Source organism: Flavobacterium flevense (assembly GCF_900142775.1).
Taxonomy (GTDB): Bacteria; Bacteroidota; Bacteroidia; order Flavobacteriales; family Flavobacteriaceae; genus Flavobacterium; species Flavobacterium flevense.
Window position 1 is genome coordinate 222,964 of record NZ_FRCC01000006.1, and the last position, 19,557, is coordinate 242,520.

9 protein-coding genes are annotated in these 19,557 nt (G+C 34.3%); all 9 read left to right on the forward strand.

The window, feature by feature from the left end; all coding sequences use genetic code 11:
- Positions 1–131: 131 nt before the first annotated feature.
- The 9 genes from BUB89_RS11930 to BUB89_RS11970 all read left to right on the forward strand — a co-directional run bounded on the left by BUB89_RS11930 (position 132) and on the right by BUB89_RS11970 (position 19,555).
- Positions 132–1,868, forward strand: coding sequence for a glycoside hydrolase family 43 protein (locus BUB89_RS11930; RefSeq protein ID WP_073245346.1), 1,737 nt, complete (start codon positions 132–134; stop codon positions 1,866–1,868).
- 234 nt (positions 1,869–2,102) lie between these two features.
- Positions 2,103–3,329: an SGNH/GDSL hydrolase family protein gene (locus BUB89_RS11935; protein WP_073245348.1), complete on the forward strand. Its 1,227-nt coding sequence runs from the start codon at positions 2,103–2,105 to the stop codon at positions 3,327–3,329.
- 42 nt (positions 3,330–3,371) lie between these two features.
- Positions 3,372–5,651 (forward strand): glycoside hydrolase family 127 protein, encoded by a 2,280-nt coding sequence (locus BUB89_RS11940; RefSeq protein WP_073245350.1) that lies wholly within the window; start codon positions 3,372–3,374, stop codon positions 5,649–5,651.
- A gap of 39 nt (positions 5,652–5,690) precedes the next feature.
- Positions 5,691–7,043: a family 43 glycosylhydrolase gene (locus tag BUB89_RS11945; protein WP_073245351.1), complete on the forward strand. Its 1,353-nt coding sequence runs from the start codon at positions 5,691–5,693 to the stop codon at positions 7,041–7,043.
- 103 nt (positions 7,044–7,146) lie between these two features.
- Entirely contained in the window at positions 7,147–9,639 is a 2,493-nt protein-coding gene (locus BUB89_RS11950; RefSeq protein WP_234982629.1) for a glycosyl hydrolase 115 family protein, read from the forward strand.
- Position 9,640: 1 nt separating this feature from the next.
- The gene (locus BUB89_RS11955; RefSeq protein WP_159434577.1) at positions 9,641–10,768 is read left to right on the forward strand and encodes a glycoside hydrolase family 43 protein; all 1,128 of its coding nucleotides are present in this window, start codon (positions 9,641–9,643) and stop codon (positions 10,766–10,768) included.
- 549 nt (positions 10,769–11,317) lie between these two features.
- Complete coding sequence (locus BUB89_RS11960; RefSeq protein WP_083552744.1) at positions 11,318–14,497, forward strand: SusC/RagA family TonB-linked outer membrane protein; 3,180 nt, start codon at positions 11,318–11,320, stop codon at positions 14,495–14,497.
- Between the two features lie 12 nt (positions 14,498–14,509).
- Positions 14,510–16,483, forward strand: a complete 1,974-nt coding sequence (locus BUB89_RS11965; RefSeq protein WP_073245356.1) for a RagB/SusD family nutrient uptake outer membrane protein — start codon at positions 14,510–14,512, stop codon at positions 16,481–16,483.
- A gap of 93 nt (positions 16,484–16,576) precedes the next feature.
- A complete protein-coding gene (locus BUB89_RS11970) occupies positions 16,577–19,555 on the forward strand; it encodes a SusC/RagA family TonB-linked outer membrane protein (protein WP_200806828.1) in 2,979 nt (992 codons plus the stop codon).
- The last annotated feature ends 2 nt before the right edge of the window (positions 19,556–19,557 follow it).

A 19,557-nucleotide genomic window follows, 5' to 3' on the forward strand; every position in this document is an offset into this window, starting at 1 on the left:
TATTTAAGCAATCGGTTGTTTTTACGTTAAAAAAAGTTTAATTTAGATTTTTTAAACAACCAAAAATTAATGCTGTAAAAAATTATTTTTTTAATAAATCAGTAATAAATAAACCAATTAAAATTAATGTAATGAAAAAAGTACAAGTGAAGCAATTGTTATCCATGTTAGTATTGTTTTCCTTTATGGGAGTGAACAGCCAGAATAAATCAAAAAACAATGCTCCGTTGTTTTCTAATTTTACCTATCAGGGTAATGATAAAGTATACACAGATAATCCATTAAAATCAGATGAATTTTACACCCCTATTTTGCAAGGATGTTACCCTGATCCGGCCATCACCAGAAAAGGGGACGATTATTACATGGTCTGTTCTTCGTTTGCCATGTTTCCGGGAGTGCCTATTTTTCATTCGAAAGATTTAGTCAACTGGACTGATTTAGGTGGTGTATTAAATGATGTTACTCAATTCAATCCACACGATACAGGTATAAGCCAGGGAGTTTATGCACCTGGAATTACCTATAATCCTCATAATGATACATTCTATATGATTGTAACTGCATTTTCAGGAGGTCTTGGAAATATTATCGTAAAAACAAAAGATCCTAAGAAAGGTTGGGGAAATCCAATAAAATTAGCTTTTGGAGGGATAGATCCTTCTATTTTCTTTGATGATAATGGCAAAGGGTATATTGTTCATAATGATGCTCCGGATAATGGGAAAGAGCGTTACAATGGGCACCGTGTGATTAAAGTATGGGAATATGATGTTGAAAATGATAAGGTAATTCCGGGAACTGATAAGATTATTGTTGATGGAGGAGTAGATCCTGCTAAAAACCCAATTTGGATAGAAGCACCCCATTTGTATAAAAAAGACGGAAAATATTTTTTAATGTGTGCTGAAGGTGGTACAGGAGGAAATCATACCGAAGTAATTTTTAAAAGTGATAGCCCAAAAGGGCCTTTTATCCCGGCACCAAGCAATCCAATTTTAACACAAAAATATTTTGGAAGAGACAGAAAAAACAGAGTGGACTGGGCTGGTCACGCTGATTTAGTAAAAGGACCAGGGGATAAATACTATGGTGTTTTCTTAGCAGTAAGACCTAATGAAAAAAACAGAGTCAACACAGGACGTGAAACGTTTATGCTACCTGTAGACTGGTCAGGTGAATTTCCGGTTTTTGAAAACGGTTTAGTTCCATTAGAACCAAAACTAAAAATGCCACAAGGTGTTACTGAAAATAAAACTGGAAAAGAAGGTTTCTTTCCAAATGGTAATTTTGCATTCAATGATAATTTTACATCAGCTAAGTTAGATAATCGTTGGATTGGTCTAAGAGGACCTCGTGAAAAATTTACAGCAATTACCAAAAAAGGATTGCAAATTAATCCGTTTGAAACGAACATTAAAGAACTTAAACCAACATCTACATTATTCTATCGTCAGCAGCATAATACTTTTTCATTGACAACTACTATTGACTACAAACCAAAATCAGACAAAGATCTGGCTGGACTTGTGGCTTTACAAAATGAAGGTTCTAATTATGTTTTTGGAATTACAATGAAGGATAAAGACTATTATGTAGTGCTGCAAAAAAACCAAAAAACAAGAAGAGATGCCGCAATAAACTCTACAATTGTAGCAAGTGCTAAAATAGATCTTAAAAAACCGGTTCAGCTTCAAATGAAAGCCAATGGTGATGATTATGAATTTGGATATTCTGTAAACGGGACCGATTTTGTGAATGTAGGAGGAGTGGTTTCCGGAGATATTTTATCAACGGATGTTGCAGGTGGATTTACAGGTTGTTTATTAGGATTGTATGCTACTTCAACTAATGATGCAAAACCATAAGTGATTTGATAGTATTAAAATGGTTATCCTGAATAGAAATATTCAAGATAACCATAACTTAAGTCAAGCGAAATTTTAAAATCAGTAGTTTTCCAATAATGCTTTTCATACGTAAAGTATAGTGAATCCTAATTGTGTATTAACAATGGCGTGATTTATTTTTTATAAATGCTATGAATGTTTAGGAAACGGTTGTAAATGATGTTGTTAAAACACAATAATAATTAATTACTTATGTACAAACGATTTACAAGGTCACTCTTATTTTTTTATTTACTTATTCTTTTTTCAGGATGTAAATCACAATCCTTATCGAGTCATAAGTCAAATTGGGTTGGAAGTTGGGCAACAGCACAACAATTAGTTGAACCTCATAATGTACCTCCAAATCCTGGTCTTACAAATAATACCTTAAGACAAATTATAAGAGTTTCTATAGGAGGGGAAAATATAAGGTTACGTTTTTCCAATTTATTTAGTGATGAGGCTACGGTCATCGAATCTGTAACAGTTGCTCATGTTGTTGAAGGAGCTATTATTGATGGAAAATCGTTAAAGCAACTCACTTTTGGAGGAAAATCATCATCCGTTACTATGGAAGCAAAAACGGATGTTTTTTCGGATAGTTTTGATTTTCCATTACAAGCAGGACAACTTTTAGCCATTACTATTCATTATGGTAAAACGGCTTCAAAAATTTCAGGTCATCCCGGGTCTCGAACCACATCATTTCTTTTAGAAGGAGATCATAGTAAGAATATTGATTTTTCTGGTGCAATTAAAACTGATCATTGGTATACAATCATGGGGGTTGATGTGATGACATCGGATAAGGCAAATACTATTGTTTGCTTAGGAAATTCAATAACTGATGGGAGAGGTTCAGGAACAAATAAACAAAATCGATGGACAGATATTTTATCTAAACGATTATTAGCTAATAATGCTACTAATACTGTAGGTGTATTAAATTTAGGTATTGGTGGTAATTGTGTTTTAAGAGGAGGTTTAGGTCCAACAGCATTAGACCGTTTTGACAGGGATGTACTTTCTCAAAATGGAGTTAAATGGTTGATTCTTTTAGAAGGAATTAATGATATTGGAGGTATTCGAAAAGCAGAAGAGGCTCCTGTAAGAGCTAATGAACTCATTGAAGCCTATAAGGTTATGATAAACAAAGCCCATGCTAAAGGAATAAAAGTGTACGGATGTACCATTTTACCTTTTAAAAAATCATTTTATGATGCCGATTTTAAGCAACAAGCCAGAAGTATTGTAAATGAATGGATACGATCCAGCAAGAGTTTTGACGCGGTTATTGATTTTGATAAAGTAATGGAATCAAATACAGAATCACAGACTATTTTACCTGATATGCATGATAACGATTTTTTACATCCTAATGAAAAAGGTTATCGTCGTTTAGGAGAGGCAATTGATCTGGAATTATTTAAAATTTAATATTGATAAAACAGGAATGGGTTATCATTCAAAATAGTAATTATGAAATATAAAAATTTAAAATATATAGCACTTTTTATCTGTATTCAGTCTTCTTTTGCTCAAATGCAACCCTTTAAATTGCAGGAAGTAAGGCTTACAGATGGTGTTTTTAAAAAAGCCCAGGATGTTGATTTAAAATACATTTTAGATCTTAATCCAGATAAATTGCTTGCCCCTTATTTAATTGATGCAGGTTTACCATTAAAAGCCAAACGATATGGTAACTGGGAAAGTACAGGGTTAGACGGACATATTGGAGGACATTATTTGTCTGCATTAGCTATGATGCATGCCAGTACAGGAAATACAGAACTAAAAACACGTTTGGATTACATGGTTAGCGAACTGGCTCTTTGTCAGGCAAAAAATGGCAATGGCTATGTGGGCGGAATTCCTAATGGAAAAGTGTTTTGGGAACGTATTCACAAAGGAGATATCGATGGAAGTACTTTTGGTTTAAACAATACATGGGTACCTATTTACAATATTCATAAGCTTTTTGCAGGTTTGCGAGATGCCTATGAAATAGGAGGTAATAATCAGGCAAAACAAGTATTGATAGGGTTAGGCGATTGGTTTATTGAATTGATACAACCACTCTCTACTGAGCAAATTCAGCAAGTATTGAATACAGAGCATGGAGGAATCAACGAAACTTTTGCCGATTTGTATATTATTACCAAAGACAAAAAGTATCTTGATGCAGCAAAAAGACTTTCACATCTTAAAATTTTGAATCCTTTACTTGAAAAACAAGATAAGCTTACAGGTCTTCATGCTAATACACAAATACCAAAAGTAATTGGTTTTGAAAAAATTGGCACATTGACAAACAATCCTGAATGGGAGCATGCAGCGGAATATTTTTGGCATAATATTACAGAAAATCGTAGTGTTGCATTTGGAGGAAACAGTGTTCGGGAACATTTTAATCCAATTAATGATTTTAAAGGTATGTTAGAATCGAATCAGGGACCTGAAACCTGTAACAGTTATAATATGCTTCGATTAAGTATGGCTTTATTTTTAGATAATAATGATGTGAGTTATCTTGATTATTATGAACGTACACTATATAATCACATTTTATCGACTCAACATCCTGAAAAAGGAGGTTTTGTATATTTTACACCCATTCGACCAAACCATTACAGAGTCTATTCCCAACCAGAAACCAGTATGTGGTGTTGTGTGGGTTCCGGGATAGAAAATCATACTAAATATGGGGAATTAATTTATAGTCATACTGATAAAGATCTTTTTGTAAATCTTTTTATTCCTTCTGAATTGAATTGGAAAGAAAAAGGAATTCAATTGATACAGAAAAATAATTTTCCAAACGAGAATGCTACTGAATTGGTATTAAAACTCAATAAAAAAGAGACTTTCTCTCTTAATATTCGTTACCCTAAATGGGCTGAAAACATTAAAGTTCTGGTGAATGGAAAAGCAGAAGTAGTGAAAGCCAATCCTTCAGAATACATTAATTTGAATAAAAATTGGAAAAATGGCGATAAAATCGTTGTGCAGTTTACTATGAATACTAAGTTAGAATATCTACCGGATGGTTCTAATTGGGCAGCTTTTGTACGCGGACCTATCGTTTTAGCCGCTCAAACTTCTACTGACGATTTAAAAGGACTTTTTGCTGATGATAGTAGAATGGGACATGAAACAAGAGGAAAATTGTACCCAATTAATGAGGCTTATGCGTTGGTTGACGATTCTAAAAATTATGTTTCAAAATTGCAACCCATTGATAATATGAATTTCAAAATGGATTCATTGACTTTACAGCCGTTTTATCAAATTCATGACGCACGTTATCAAATGTATTTTCAAACTTTTACCCAAAAAGAGTATGAAAAACAAAAAGAGGCTCAAAAACAAAAAGAAATGGAACTTTTAGCCATTGAAGCTAAGACTGTAGATAAAATTAATTGTGGTGAGCAACAGCCAGAGGTGGATCATCAGTACATAGGGGAGCAAAGCAATTCGGGATATGATGATGAGAAATTTTGGCGTAGCACACGCTCCTATATTTCATACCAATTACAAAACAAAAATAATGCTGGTAAATACATTGAAATAAGTACTTTGAATAATGTCAAGATTGAAAATCTTGAGATTACAATCAATGGAAAGGAAGCTAAAATTACAGCTGTTGAAAGTAAGCTTATTAAAATTGAAGTACCAGTAGAGGAAAATTTTCAATTGAAAATTACAGCCAAAAATAAAATCCCAACTCCTCGCTTTTGTCAAATAAGAGTGCTAAAATAATTTATCAAAGACCAAATAAACCAACCAAAAAATCAATAAATGAAAAGCCCAAAAATAACCACCATTTTTAGCACTATTCTTGTGTTGATGGCCTACGTTGTAGTGGCACAAAATCCAATAATAAGAAATCAGTATTCTGCTGATCCTTCTGCGAGAGTATTTGGAGACAGAGTATATGTGTATCCATCTCATGATATTTTAGCACCGGAAGGAGTAGCTCGAAAAGACTGGTTTTGTATGGAAGATTATCATGTTTTTTCTTCTGAAAACCTTACTGATTGGACTGATCATGGAATGATAGTGCAACAAAATAAAGTGCCTTGGGTGCTCCCAAACAGTTACAGTATGTGGGCTCCGGACTGTATCGAAAGGAATGGAAAATATTATTTTTATTTTCCTTCTACTCCAAAAGACACTATCGGAATTGGTAAAGGATTTACAATTGGCGTAGCAGTTGCAGATACTCCTGCAGGACCATTTTTACCCGAAAAGAATCCTATAAAAGGAGTACGAGGTATTGATCCTAATGTCTTTATTGATAAAGACGGACAGGCTTATTTGTATTGGTCTTCGCGGGATATTTTTGGAGCAAAGCTGAAAGAAAATATGCTGGAATTGGATTCCGAAGTGAAGACATTGGCAAATTTACCTTCAAAAGGTTTAAAAGAAGGACCTTATGTATTTGAAAGAAACGGAATTTATTACATGACTTATCCCCATGTAGAAAACAAAATTGAGCGTTTAGAATATGCAATTAGCGATAACCCATTAGGACCCTTCAAAGTTATGGGAGTTATTATGGATGAATCTCCTACAGGCTGCTGGACAAATCATCATTCGATTATAGCGTTTAAAAATCAATGGTATTTGTTTTATCATCACAATGATTATTCACCCACATTTGATAAAGCCAGATCGATTAGAGCAGATAGTTTATCCTTTAATTCGGATGGAACAATAAAAAAAGTAATTCCAACTTTAAGAGGAATTGGTATAACTAATGCTCTAAAAGAAATCCAGATTGACCGATACAGTAAGATTAGTGAAAAAGGAGCATCAATCGTTTTTATTGATCCACTTGATAGTTTTAAAGGTTGGAAAACAGTACTAAATAGTTCTGAGGGCTGGATACAATATGATGCGGTTGATTTTGGTAAAAAAGCCTTGAAATCGGTTATTGTAAAAGCGATGTCTTCAACTGGAGGTGTTCTACAAATACGTACTAAAGGAGAAAATGGCGAGCTCATTGCCGAAGTAAAAATTCCTGAAAGTACAGATTGGAAAGAGATAAAAGTTCCAGTTACTAAGTTTAAGAAAGGTATCCAAAACCTTTATGTAACATTGGAAGAAAACAATAAAGAGGTTGAAGTCGATTGGATACGTTTTAAATAAAAGTAAGATGCTAATTTATATGGAAAATAGTAAATATTGTTGGAGCTTAATGTTTCTATTGGTATTTTTTAATATTGTTAATGCCCAGCAAACTACTGGTTTGATGGAAAACATTATTTCAGAAAATAATGAAGGTATAAATAAAGCTTTCCCAATTGTAAACAAAGAAAAAACAGCAACACCCATTCGATATGATATTGCTGATTATAAAGGAGTTATTCGGGCTATCGGAGATTTACAAAATGATATCAATAGTGTTACAGGAATAAAACCTCAATTGCTTACCAATGATGCTCTAAAAGGGTACGAAATCGTAATTGGAACACTGGGCAATAGTAAACTAATTGATAATTTAGCTCAATCGGGTAAACTAAGCACAAAAGATTTAAAAGGAAAATGGGAGAGTTTTGTTATCACAACAATGGATAATCCTAAAAAATCAGGAGCTAAACTTTTAGTTATCGCTGGTAGTGACAAACGTGGTACCATTTATGGAATTTATGAATTATCCAGACAATTAGGTGTTTCACCATGGTATTGGTGGGGAGACGTTCCTGCTAAAAAGCGTACAACGGCTTATGTATTATCCGGTCGTTATGCTTCGGGTGAACCAAAAGTTAAATACAGAGGGATATTTATCAATGACGAAGCGCCTTGTTTTTCCGGCTGGGCAAAAGAAAAATTTGGAGGTGCAAATAGCAAAGTATATTCACATATGTTTGAGTTGTTGTTGCGTTTGCGAGCCAATTATTTATGGCCGGCCATGTGGGGAAATGCATTTAATGAGGATGATCCTGAAAGTCCGCGTATTGCAGATGAATACGGAATTGTAATGGGGACTTCCCATCACGAGCCTATGATGCGCGCTCAAAAAGAATGGGGTAATCATAGAAAAGAGTATGGGAATGGGGAATGGAATTACAAAACGAATAAAGCAGGTTTACAAAAATTTTGGGAAGATGGTTTAGAAAGAAATAAAAACTATGAAAATATTGTAACCATGGGAATGCGTGGCGATGGTGATTTGCCCATGCAGGATTTAGGTAGTGCCGAAGCTAATTTTAGAGAACTAGAAAGAATTATTAAAGATCAACGGGATATTATAAAAAAGGTAACCCAAAAAACCATCAACCAAACACCTCAGATTTGGGCTTTGTACAGCGAAGTCTTGGAATATTTTGATCAGGGGATGAAAGTGCCTGATGACATGACTATTTTACTTTGTGATGACAATTGGGGTAATGTAAGGAGACTGCCTGAACTGGGAGCTAAAAAACATCCGGGTGGATATGGGATTTATTATCACGTGGATCTACATGGAGCGCCAAGAGCCTATCAATGGCTGAACATGACTCAGATCCCTCACATGTGGGAACAATTGCAATTGACTTATAGTTATGGAGTGGATAAAATTTGGTTACTAAACGTTGGTGATTTAAAGCCTAATGAATATCCTATGGATTTCTTCTTAACGATGGCTTGGAATCCAACTTCTTTTAACGAAAACAACTTGCAGGAATACGCCAGGAAATTCTGTGAAGAACAATTTGGAATAGCTCAGGCTACAGAAGCAGCGGAGATTATAAGTACTTATTGTAAATTCAATAGCCGTGTTACAGCTGAAATGATGAATCATAAAACCTATAATCTTGAAAGTGGTGAATTTTTGCAGGTTAAAGATGCTTATCTGGCACTGGAAGCAAAAGCATTGAGACAATTTATGGCTTTACCTGAAAATTATAAGGATTCTTATAAGCAATTTATTTTACATCCTGTTCGTGCTATGGCTAATCTTTATGATATGTATTATGCTGTGGCTATGAATGAAAAACTGACTGCTGAGAAGGACATAAAAGCCAATTATTGGGCTGATTATATGGACGCTTGTTTTAAAAGAGATGCCGATTATTCTTATGATTACAACCATAATATTTCAGATGGAAAATGGAATCATCTCATGGATCAAACTCATATAGGTTATAAATCCTGGGATGAACCACGAGGAGGAAACATTAAACCAACTGTTAAAAGAATAACTACGGAAGAGGCAAAAAAAGGAGGTTATGTTTTTGATGAAAAAAATAGAGTAGTGGTAATGGAAGCCGAGCACTATTTTGAGATTAAAAATACTCCAAAAACAAACTGGACAGTAATTCCTGATTTGGGACGAACATTATCAGGAATAGCTTTAATGCCTTATACGGAAACTACTAAAGGAGCAGAAATTCAATATAAAATGAATTTGCAATCAAAAAAAGAAAGTATTAAACTAAGAGTGTTTTTTGATTGTACACTACCATTTAAAAAAGGAGGTCATAATGTAACTGCTTCATTTAATGGTGCAAATGAAGTTTCATGGAATATTAATGATGAGCTAACCTGGGCAAATAATTATTCAAAAATGTATCCCGCGGGAGCTGCCAGAATGATTGAAACTACTGTAAACTTGGAGTTACCAAAATCTTCAGACGGTGAATATACTTTAAGTATAAAACCACTAGATCCCGGTATCGTTATTTATAAAATAATTGTGGATACTGATGGTTTTGAGCAGACACATTTAAAAATGGATGAAAGTCCATACCAAAGAAAATAAGATGAAAAATAAATTAACTATTAGTTGGATTTTATTGCTGGTAACCGCTTTTGGTTTTGCACAAAAGCCCAAGGATTTAAAAGAAAATACTGGGCAAACAGAAAAAAAAGTTTTTACGTATACCAATCCTATTACCAGAGATATTAATATTTCCATGCGGGATCATTTTATTATAAAAGTGGAAAATAAATGGTATTGCGTAGGAACTTCGGAGCCAGTTTGGACTGGGCACAATCCCGGAGTTCGGATGCTGGTTTCTGATGATATGGTGAACTGGAAGCAGCATTCATTTATAATAGATGCCAGTAAGTTACCGGCAGATTGCCCTTATAATGGTCGTTTTTGGGCTCCCGAAATCCATTTTATTCAAAACAAATATTACTTAACAGTAAACAGCGGGAAAGTAACTGCCGAGGATCCAAAAGGGATGAATACCCATAGTGTTTGGTTATTTTCTGCGGATAAAGTTACAGGTCCTTATCAATTAGTAAATGGTCCTTTGACTCCACAATATAATAATGACGCAACTTTATTTGAAGATGAAGACGGGCAAACCTATTTGTACTGTAGTGGTAATGGTTTGTTTCAGGCTAAAATTGATTTAAAATCAGGAAAATTAACAACTCTCATTGAAAAGTTTTTGGACAAAAAACAGCCAGGTTATCCGGAATGGATGGTAGGAGGAATCGAAGGACCTTTTGTAATTAAAAGAGAGGGAACTTATTTTATGTTTTTTTCTAGTTGGACTCGTGGCTATGAAGTGGGATTATTAAAATCAAAATCACCATTAGGACCTTGGGAATTAGCTTCTCAGGAACCTATTTTTGGCACCAGAAAAAAACATTACCGCCCTGAACTAGCCCAGGGTGGTGGTTATTCTCATTTGAAGTTTCAAGATACTCCTGATCCTTATCAGGAAACAGGGCACAATGCTTTATTTATTGGACCTGATAATCAGTTATGGAATTCCTGCCATTATTTTATGGATGAAAAAAGACCTTATCCCTATAGTCAGACTTTTGAGGAATGGGAAAAAGGTCCTCAAATGGGAATTGAACCGGTGCATTATAAAGACGGAATGTTTTATATCAATAAGCCAAGCTGGATTAAGCAGAGAATTGAATATTAATTTTATTTTAAGATAGTTTTTTGAAATACGCCTTTTGTTTATGCTATTTTAGTACGTTTTTATTTATTGTATATTTAAAGTATTTATGGTATTAATATATACTATGTATTTTATTTCATGTTTTTTTTTATATTTAACAAAAAATAACAACACAATCGGTTGTTTGTTTCTTTTTTTTATTTTACATTTGCTTAACACTTATTTCTAAATTATGTGTTAATTTTTAAGAGTGTCTAAAGAACACTTATTTTTGAAAGCAACAACACAACCGATTGTTTTTTTTAATAAAGGATTTATAATTAATAATATTTAAATAACCAACAGTAAACTTCTATTAACTAACCAATAAATAAACCACCAAAGCCTATGATGTAATATTCTTCTTAAAATACCTCTATATTTTATATAGTGTTGATTTTTATAACCAAAGCCATAAAACTAAATTGCCAATAGATGTTTTTTTTTACTAAAAAACTTAGATAATTTAAAATTATGTGTAAAAGGTAAATTCTAATTTGTAAATAAATTAAAAAATGTCAAAATATTAATATGAAAATACAATTAATAAAAATTCCACGAAAAGTAAATTTTGTGGCAATGGTAGTTTTGTTTCAGTTTTTGTTTTCGAATGAATTATCAGCTAAGGAGGCTACGATTGATTCTCCATTATCAGCTGCTAAAAATAATCAATCGAGTCAACAAATTACTGTTTCGGGAACAATTACTTCTTCTGAAGATAAATTACCTATACCAGGTGTAACTGTAGCTGTTAAGGGTAATCCTAATCTGGGGGTTATTACTGACTTTGATGGAAATTATAAAATTAATGTACCATCAGCTGATGCTATATTAGTTTTTTCCAGTATTGGTTTTAAAACAATAGAAAGAAAAGTAGGATCACAATCTATGATTAATATTGTGATGTCAACTGATCAGACTAGTTTAGAGGAAGTTATAGTAGTTGGTTTTGGTACGCAAAAGAAAGCTAGTGTTATAGGTTCTATATCTCAAACAACAGGTAAGGTTTTGCAACGTACAGGAGGGGTGTCTAGTTTAGGTGCAGCATTGACAGGAAATCTTCCGGGTATTTCCACTTTGCAAACTACTGGGAAACCAGGAGAGGAAGATCCTCAAATTATAATAAGAGGGGTTAGTTCCTGGAATGGTAGTAGTCCGCTTATTCTTGTTGATGGTATTGAGCGTGAAATTAGCAGTGTTGATATGACCTCTGTTGAAACGGTTTCTGTTTTAAAGGATGCTTCAGCTACCGCTGTTTATGGGGTTAGAGGAGCAAATGGTGTAATCTTAATTACTACTAAAAGAGGAGTTGAGGGAAAAGCAAAAATTGATTTTGGTTACAACTCTGTAATGAAAACAGCCTCTAAACTACCAGGTAAATATGATGCTTATGACGCTTTACTTATTAAGAATAGAGTAATTGAATACGAATTGAATCAGAGACCTGAAAGCTGGTCTTATATCAGACCGCAATCTTTTATTGATAACTATCGTAATCAAACTACGCAGGAACAAAGAGAACGTTATCCTAATATTGATTGGCAGGACTTTATGTTTAAAGACTTTGCAATGACTCATAATGCAAATTTAAATATTACAGGGGGAACTGATAAGGTGAAGTATTTCGCCGCTGTTGATTATTTACACGAAGGAGACTTGGTTGATTTAGTACCTAATGGTAAGGGATTTGATTCTGGTTATGCCTTAAACAGATTGAATTCCAGAGCTAATTTAGATTTTCAATTGTCTAAAACTACTACTTTGAGAGTAAATTTAGCAGGTTCTTATTCTCAAAAGAAACAGCCATGGAGGGTAATATCTGAAGGGTATTTGTGGCAGGGAGCTTACACTTTACCTCCTGATGTTTACTATCCAAAATATTCGGATGGAGCATGGGGATTCCATCCTTTAAATCAGGTTCAGGGTGCTAACACTGCTTTAAATTTATCTTTGGGAGGTTCTGAATTTATAACGACCACACGTATTACTTCAGATTTTAATTTAAAGCAGGATTTAGGAATGTTTATAAAAGGGCTTTCGGCAAATGTTACTTTCTCTCTAGATAATACTTTTGTTGAAAACCAAAGAGGAGCTAATAATCAAAACTTTACCGTTAAAGAAAAATGGATAGATCCTCTTACTGGACTACCACAGACTCGTAATGCCCCTGATGGTCTTACAGGTTTTGATTTTTATGAAGTTTCTGACTGGACAATTAATGGGGGAACAATGGATAACGGTCGAACGCGTCGTAATTTAACATATCAGGCACAATTATTCTACGGACGTCAGTTTGGTGATCATAATGTTACCGCTATGGGTAACCTTCAACGTCAGGAGTTAGGCATTGGGGCAGATATTCCATCTTATCGTGAGGATTGGGTTTTCCGTGCAACATACGATTACAAAAACAAATATTTTGCAGAGTATAGTGGTGCTTATAATGGTACTGAAAAATTTGCTCCTGCCTATCGTTTTGGTTTTTTTAATTCTGGAACTGTTGGTTGGATAATTTCAAATGAGAAATTTATGAGTAAGCTTACTTTTTTAGATAATTTAAAAGTTAGAGCTTCTTATGGAACGATTGGTGATGATAGTTCAGGTGGACGTTTCTTATATTTTGACACTTATGGTAATGGAATTACCAGACCGAGATTAACTACTACTGAGGGTGAAACTAGTTCTGCTTATGGATGGTTTACTCAAACTGGGATTGGTAATCCTAATATTGGTTGGGAGAATGTAACTAAAAAGAATTTTGGTGTAGAGTTTTCTATCTTCGATAAGTTACTATCAGGTAGTGTTGATATTTTTAATGATTACAGAACAGATATTCTTTTGAATGGTTCTGACAGAGCTATGCCTCCTTATTTTGGATTTACTCCTCCAAGGGTAAATTTAGGAGCTATGGAGGTAAATGGATATGAGTTCGAATTACACTTTAGTAAGAGACTTACTAATGATGTTCGCTTGTGGGCTGACTTTGCTTTGACTCATGCTAAAGACAGGGTTATATTTAGAGATGATCCTGGGCTATTGCCAGACTATATGAAGAGAGCAGGTTATGCTGTTAATCAAGGTAGATATATGATTGATCAGGGGTATTATAATACCTGGGATGAGTTGTATGGAAGTACAGCATTTGAAACAAACGACTTCAAGATACCTGGAAATTACAGAATAATGGACTATAATGGAGATGGTATAATTAATGGGGATACTGATAGAGTACGATATGGCTATCCTAGTAATCCACAAAATACCTACAATGCTACTCTTGGTGTAGACTGGAAAGGATTTTCAGCTATGGTTCAATTTTACGGTGTAAGTAATGTAATGCGTTCTGTGCCAATTTCAACTTTTTCTCTAGCGTATTTTAATAATGTTTTTGAAGAAGGAAGCTATTGGTCGAAAGATAATACTAATGCGGATTCGCCTGTACCAAGATTAAATAATACATTAAATGGTGATAGCTGGGGAACACGTTATGTGTATGATGGTTCTTATATTCGTTTGAAGAATGCGGAAATTGCTTATAATTTCACCTCAAATTGGGTTAAGTCTATTGGTCTTGAATCCTTACGTGTTTATGCTAATGGTAATAACCTGTTCTTGTGGACTAAAACACCCGATGACAGAGAGGTTGATAATGGAGGGATAGCTTATCCTACAGTAAGACGTGTAAATTTAGGTTTTAGATTAACATTATAAAATACAATAAAAATGAAAATATATAATAAGATAATTTTGTATTGTGGGCTTTTCTTTTTTCTTGCAGGTAGTACTTCTTCCTGTACTGATTATTTAGATGTTGCACCTGCATCTTTAGTTAATCCTGAGGATGCTTACAAAAACTTTGTGAATTTCCAAGGGTTTACTGAGGAGTTATACAACTGTGTTCCAAGTTTTTGTAATCGTGATGATAACAACTTTTTCAATAATGGAGAAGAAGAAATGTGGCAACAAAATGCAACTAATCAAGGAGCCTGGATTTGGCAAGTTGATTTAGGGAACTACTGGGCTTGGCAAAGAGGAGGTTTTGGAAACGGAGGTTCTTTTTTAGATCAAAATACGGATAACTTTAGTACTGATAATAACAAAAGATCCAAGTCACTTTGGGTTGGTGCTTGGTATGGAATAAGAAGAGCTAACATTGGTCTTGCAAATTTAGATAAGATGGTTGATGCTACACCTGAAGAGAAAAATATAATCGCCGGTCAATTGTATTTTTTCAGAGCTTGGTTCCACATGCATTTAATTACCTATTGGGGTGGAATGCCTTATATTGATTATGTTCTTCCATCAGATGAAGTTTTAACTTTACCTCGTTTGACTTATCAGCAAACTGCTGACAAGATTGCTGAGGACTTTCAAAAAGCGTATGAATTATTACCAAGCAATTGGGATGCAGTACAAGCAGGTCAGCTAACTCAAGGTAAAAATGAACTTAGAATTAATAAGTGGATGGCTATTGCCTATTTAGGTAAAAATTATTTGTACGCAGGAAGTCCTTTGATGAATTTATCTTCAGGTGGTGCGGATGCTTATAATGCAGAATATTGCAAAAAAGCGGCTGATGCCTTTGGTATTTTGTTACAAGCTTCTGAATCGGGTGCTTGTCAGTACAGCTTAATTCCTTGGAGTAAATATTCAGAAAATTACATGACCAATGGTCAAGGAGGTAGAATGCCTGGTAGTGCTACAGTTAATAATGTTGTTTATAATGAAGCTATTTTTAGAGGACCTAACTGGGGTGGTACAGATCAATCTACTAACAAGCAGTATTTATGTGCAGGTGGTGTTTTACAAGACAGAAGCTGGTCGCAGTATGCTACTGCAAATTATGTGAATTATTTTGGTATGGATACTGGTTTACCTATCAATAGTGCCAGTAAAGCAGATGTCCCAGGTGATCAGGGTTCTGCTTATGATGTTCATTATCCATGGAAAAACAGAGATCCTCGTTTTTACATCAATTTTGGTATTGATACTCAAAAGATGGTAAACAGTACTGCAGCGGCAGCCAAAAATTTTGTTTATGCTAATCTTTATACCGGAGGAAATTACAGAGCAACTAATACGGGTAGTAATACCGGTTATTTAATGATGAAATTTAACCCTCTTGGTTTTAATAAGTATGATAATGCATACAACAGGCATCAGGTACATACGGCTTGGATGCGTCTTTCTGATGTATATTTGATGTATGCAGAATCAGTGGCTATGGGTTATAATAATGTTAATGCTACTTCGACAACTTTTAGTCAGAATGCGGTCTATGCTATTAATAAAGTAAGAAATCGTGTCCTATTACCAAACGGAAATCCTCTACCTGGCGTTGCTCCAATATTTCTTACTTCTGCTGAGAGTTTTATGTCTGAGGTTAGACGTGAGCGTGCAGTTGAGCTGGCTTATGAAGGGCATCGATTCAATGATTTACGTCGTTGGCGTCTGTTAATTAAGTCGCCATACAATGTTAAAACAGGTATTAGTTTTGATCGCTCTATTCCTGAGACTAACAATGCTGCTCCAACTTTTAATTTTCCTGATAAGAATGTTCCTCAAAACAATAGGATAGAAAATTTAAGAGAGTATGTAGTTTGGCAGCGTAATTTTACAGAAAGACATTATTGGCTTCCTTTGAAAAGAGCTGATGCGAATTTGTATCCGGAATTCGGTCAAAATCCTGGTTGGTAATTGCAATATATAATCGAAAAAAAGTAAATAATAATGAAATATATCAAAATAGTTTTTTTTATATGCGCAATACACACTCTTTTTTCATTGAAAATGAGTGCACAAGATAACAAGATACTTGTGTCTGCCGTTGTGCTTGATACCAAAGGAAATAATATACCGGGTGCTATTATAGTAGATGATAATGATCAAACTGTAACAGCTAATGATTCAGGTGAGTTTTCATTGTCTGCAAACGTAAATAGTTCTTTGTTGATAAAAGTACCTGGATATAAAACGAGTACTGTTCAGGTGAAATCTGATTTGAAGACTATAGTTTTACAAGCGGAGAATTCTAATATGGTTAATGTTGCTTTTAATAAAGTGGATAAGGCTGACATTCTTGGTGGTGTTTCTAATGTAAACATTGCAGGAATGCTCAACACTAACTATTCAATTTCCAGTTTAGACAATCTGGCTAGTTTTATTCCTGGCTATCATGGTAATATATGGGGAATGAATAGTAAATTGGTTATTGTTGATGGAGTCCCTCGTGATGAATTCAATGTGATGCCATTTGAAATTGATGACATTACAGTCTTAAAAAGTGCTGCTGCTGTAGCTTTATATGGAAGCCGTGCTGCTAAAGGGGTGATTTCCATCACTACTAAAAGAGGTACTGCTAAGAAGAGCAAATTTGATGTACGTTTAAATCATAGTCTTTATGTGCCTAAACGTTATGCAGAATTTTTAGGTTCGGCAGAGTATATGACTCTTTTTAATGAGGCTTTAGGAAATGATGGTATTGCTCCTTTATACTCTAATGAAGAAATAGCTAATTACGCATCAGGTTCTAATCCGTTTCGTTATCCGGATCTTGACTTTTATTCTTTTAAGAATGTGAATAAATTTGCAACACGTTCAGAAATTGTTACAGAATATACTGGAGGAACTGAAAGTGCACAATTTTATGTTAACATTGGAAATTTCAATTCTACTTCATTACTTGATATAGGAAATGGTAAAAAGGAAGGGGAAAATCGCTTTAATGTTAGAGGAAATCTGGACATTAAGATAAATGACATGATTAGTACCAAGATTAATACTAATGTTACTTTTTATGATAATGAAACAGCACAGGGTAATTTTTGGGGAGCTGCTGCTACTTTAAGACCTAATTTGATAGCACCTTTAATACCATTGAGTTATTTAGGAGATTTAGATGCTGCCTCACAAGCACGTTTAAGTAGTAATCCTTTTATTATTGATGGTCAATATATTCTGGGAGGTACTCAAACACAGGCAACCAATCCTTTTGCGGATATCTATACCAGAGGTACAAGACAAGCTACAACTCGTAAATACCAGTTTGATGCCACTATCAATTTTGATTTAGCCAGAGTGTTAAAGGGCTTGTCTTTTGATACTCAGTTTGCCATTGATTACAATACTTCTTACGCGCAGAATATTTCTGATAATACTTATGCTATTTATGTACCAACATGGACAGGAGATAAAATTACGGAGCTTAACCAAGTAGGTACTAACGTTAATAATAACTCCAGAACATTAGAAGGATCTTACCAACGTCAAACCTTGTTTTTTTCGGGAGCTTTTAAGTATAAAAATACATTTAATAAAGTACATAATCTATCCAGTATGCTCGTAGCACACGGCTATAAGCTTGCTGAATCACAGGTGTATCATGCTATTGGTAGTGCTAATTTAGGTTTTCAGGCAGCTTATAATTTTAAGCAGAAATATTACCTGGATTTTACAGCAAACCAGGTACATTCTGCAAGATTTGCAGAGGGTAATCGCGGAGCTTTTTCTCCAACAGCTTCTATTGGATGGAGAATTAGTAATGAGGAATTTTTAGCTAATGCTACTTTTATTGATGATTTAAAATTAACTGCCAGTGCCGGTATTTTGAATACGGATTTAGATTTTGAATCTCTTATAACTGGCAATGGTGCTTACTTTTTAGACAGAGATGTTTACAGTACTAATAATGGAGCTTATTTTTCATGGCAGGAAGGTCGTCAATTACGAGCTACAGACATTCAAAGAGTAGGTAATCCTGATTTAACGTACCAAAAAAGAAAAGAAATCAGTTTTGGGCTAGAGAGTTCTTTATTTAAAAATAGTTTGCAGTTTAGTGCCTCGTACTTTGTTCATAAGTTGACTGGTATTCCAATTAATGATGTCAATCTTTATCCTAGTTTTATGGCAGGACAATTTCCTTCTCCATCATCTTTTGTTCCTTATGTTAATTACAATGCAGATAACCGTCAAGGTTTTGATTTAGGTATATCTTTCAATAAAAGAATGAATAAAGTTGATTTGAATGTAGGTATGGTAGCTACTTATTACAAAGCAGATGCTGACCTGAGAAACGATATTACATTTGAAGAAGCTTATCAAAAACGTCAAGGAATGCCTATTGATGCACTTTGGGGATTAAAAAGTAATGGTTTCTATACTGAACAAGATATTATTGAAAACAATTATCCAACACCTGCTTTTGGTAACGTTAGAGCAGGGGATATTAAATATGTTGATGTCAATGATGACGGTTTAGTTGATAATAATGATCAGGTCTATTTAGGACGTCAAGGTTTTTCAGGTTCTCCATTAACTTTGGGTCTTAATGTAACCGCAAAATGGAAAAACTTCTCATTATTTGTTTTGGCTAATAGAACAAGTGGTTCTGTAGGATTAAAAAACGGATCCTATTATTGGCCAACTGCTGGTGTAAATGCGAAGTATTCTGCTGCTCTACGTGACCGTTGGACACCTGAAACGGCTGAAACTGCTACTTACCCGAGGTTGACAACTACTGCCGGAAATAATAATTATAGAAATTCTGATTTTTGGTTGTTTAAAAATGATAGAATTAATTTAGCCAGAGTTCAATTGTCTTATGACTTACCAAAAGAGTATCTAGCAGGTACTTTTATAAGTAATGTAGGGTTTTACATCAATGGTAACGATTTGTTGTTAATTTCTAAGGAAAGAAAACACATGGAAACCAGTTTCACAGGTTACCCACAAATGAGAGTTTTTAGTATGGGTTTAACAGCAGCATTTTAATT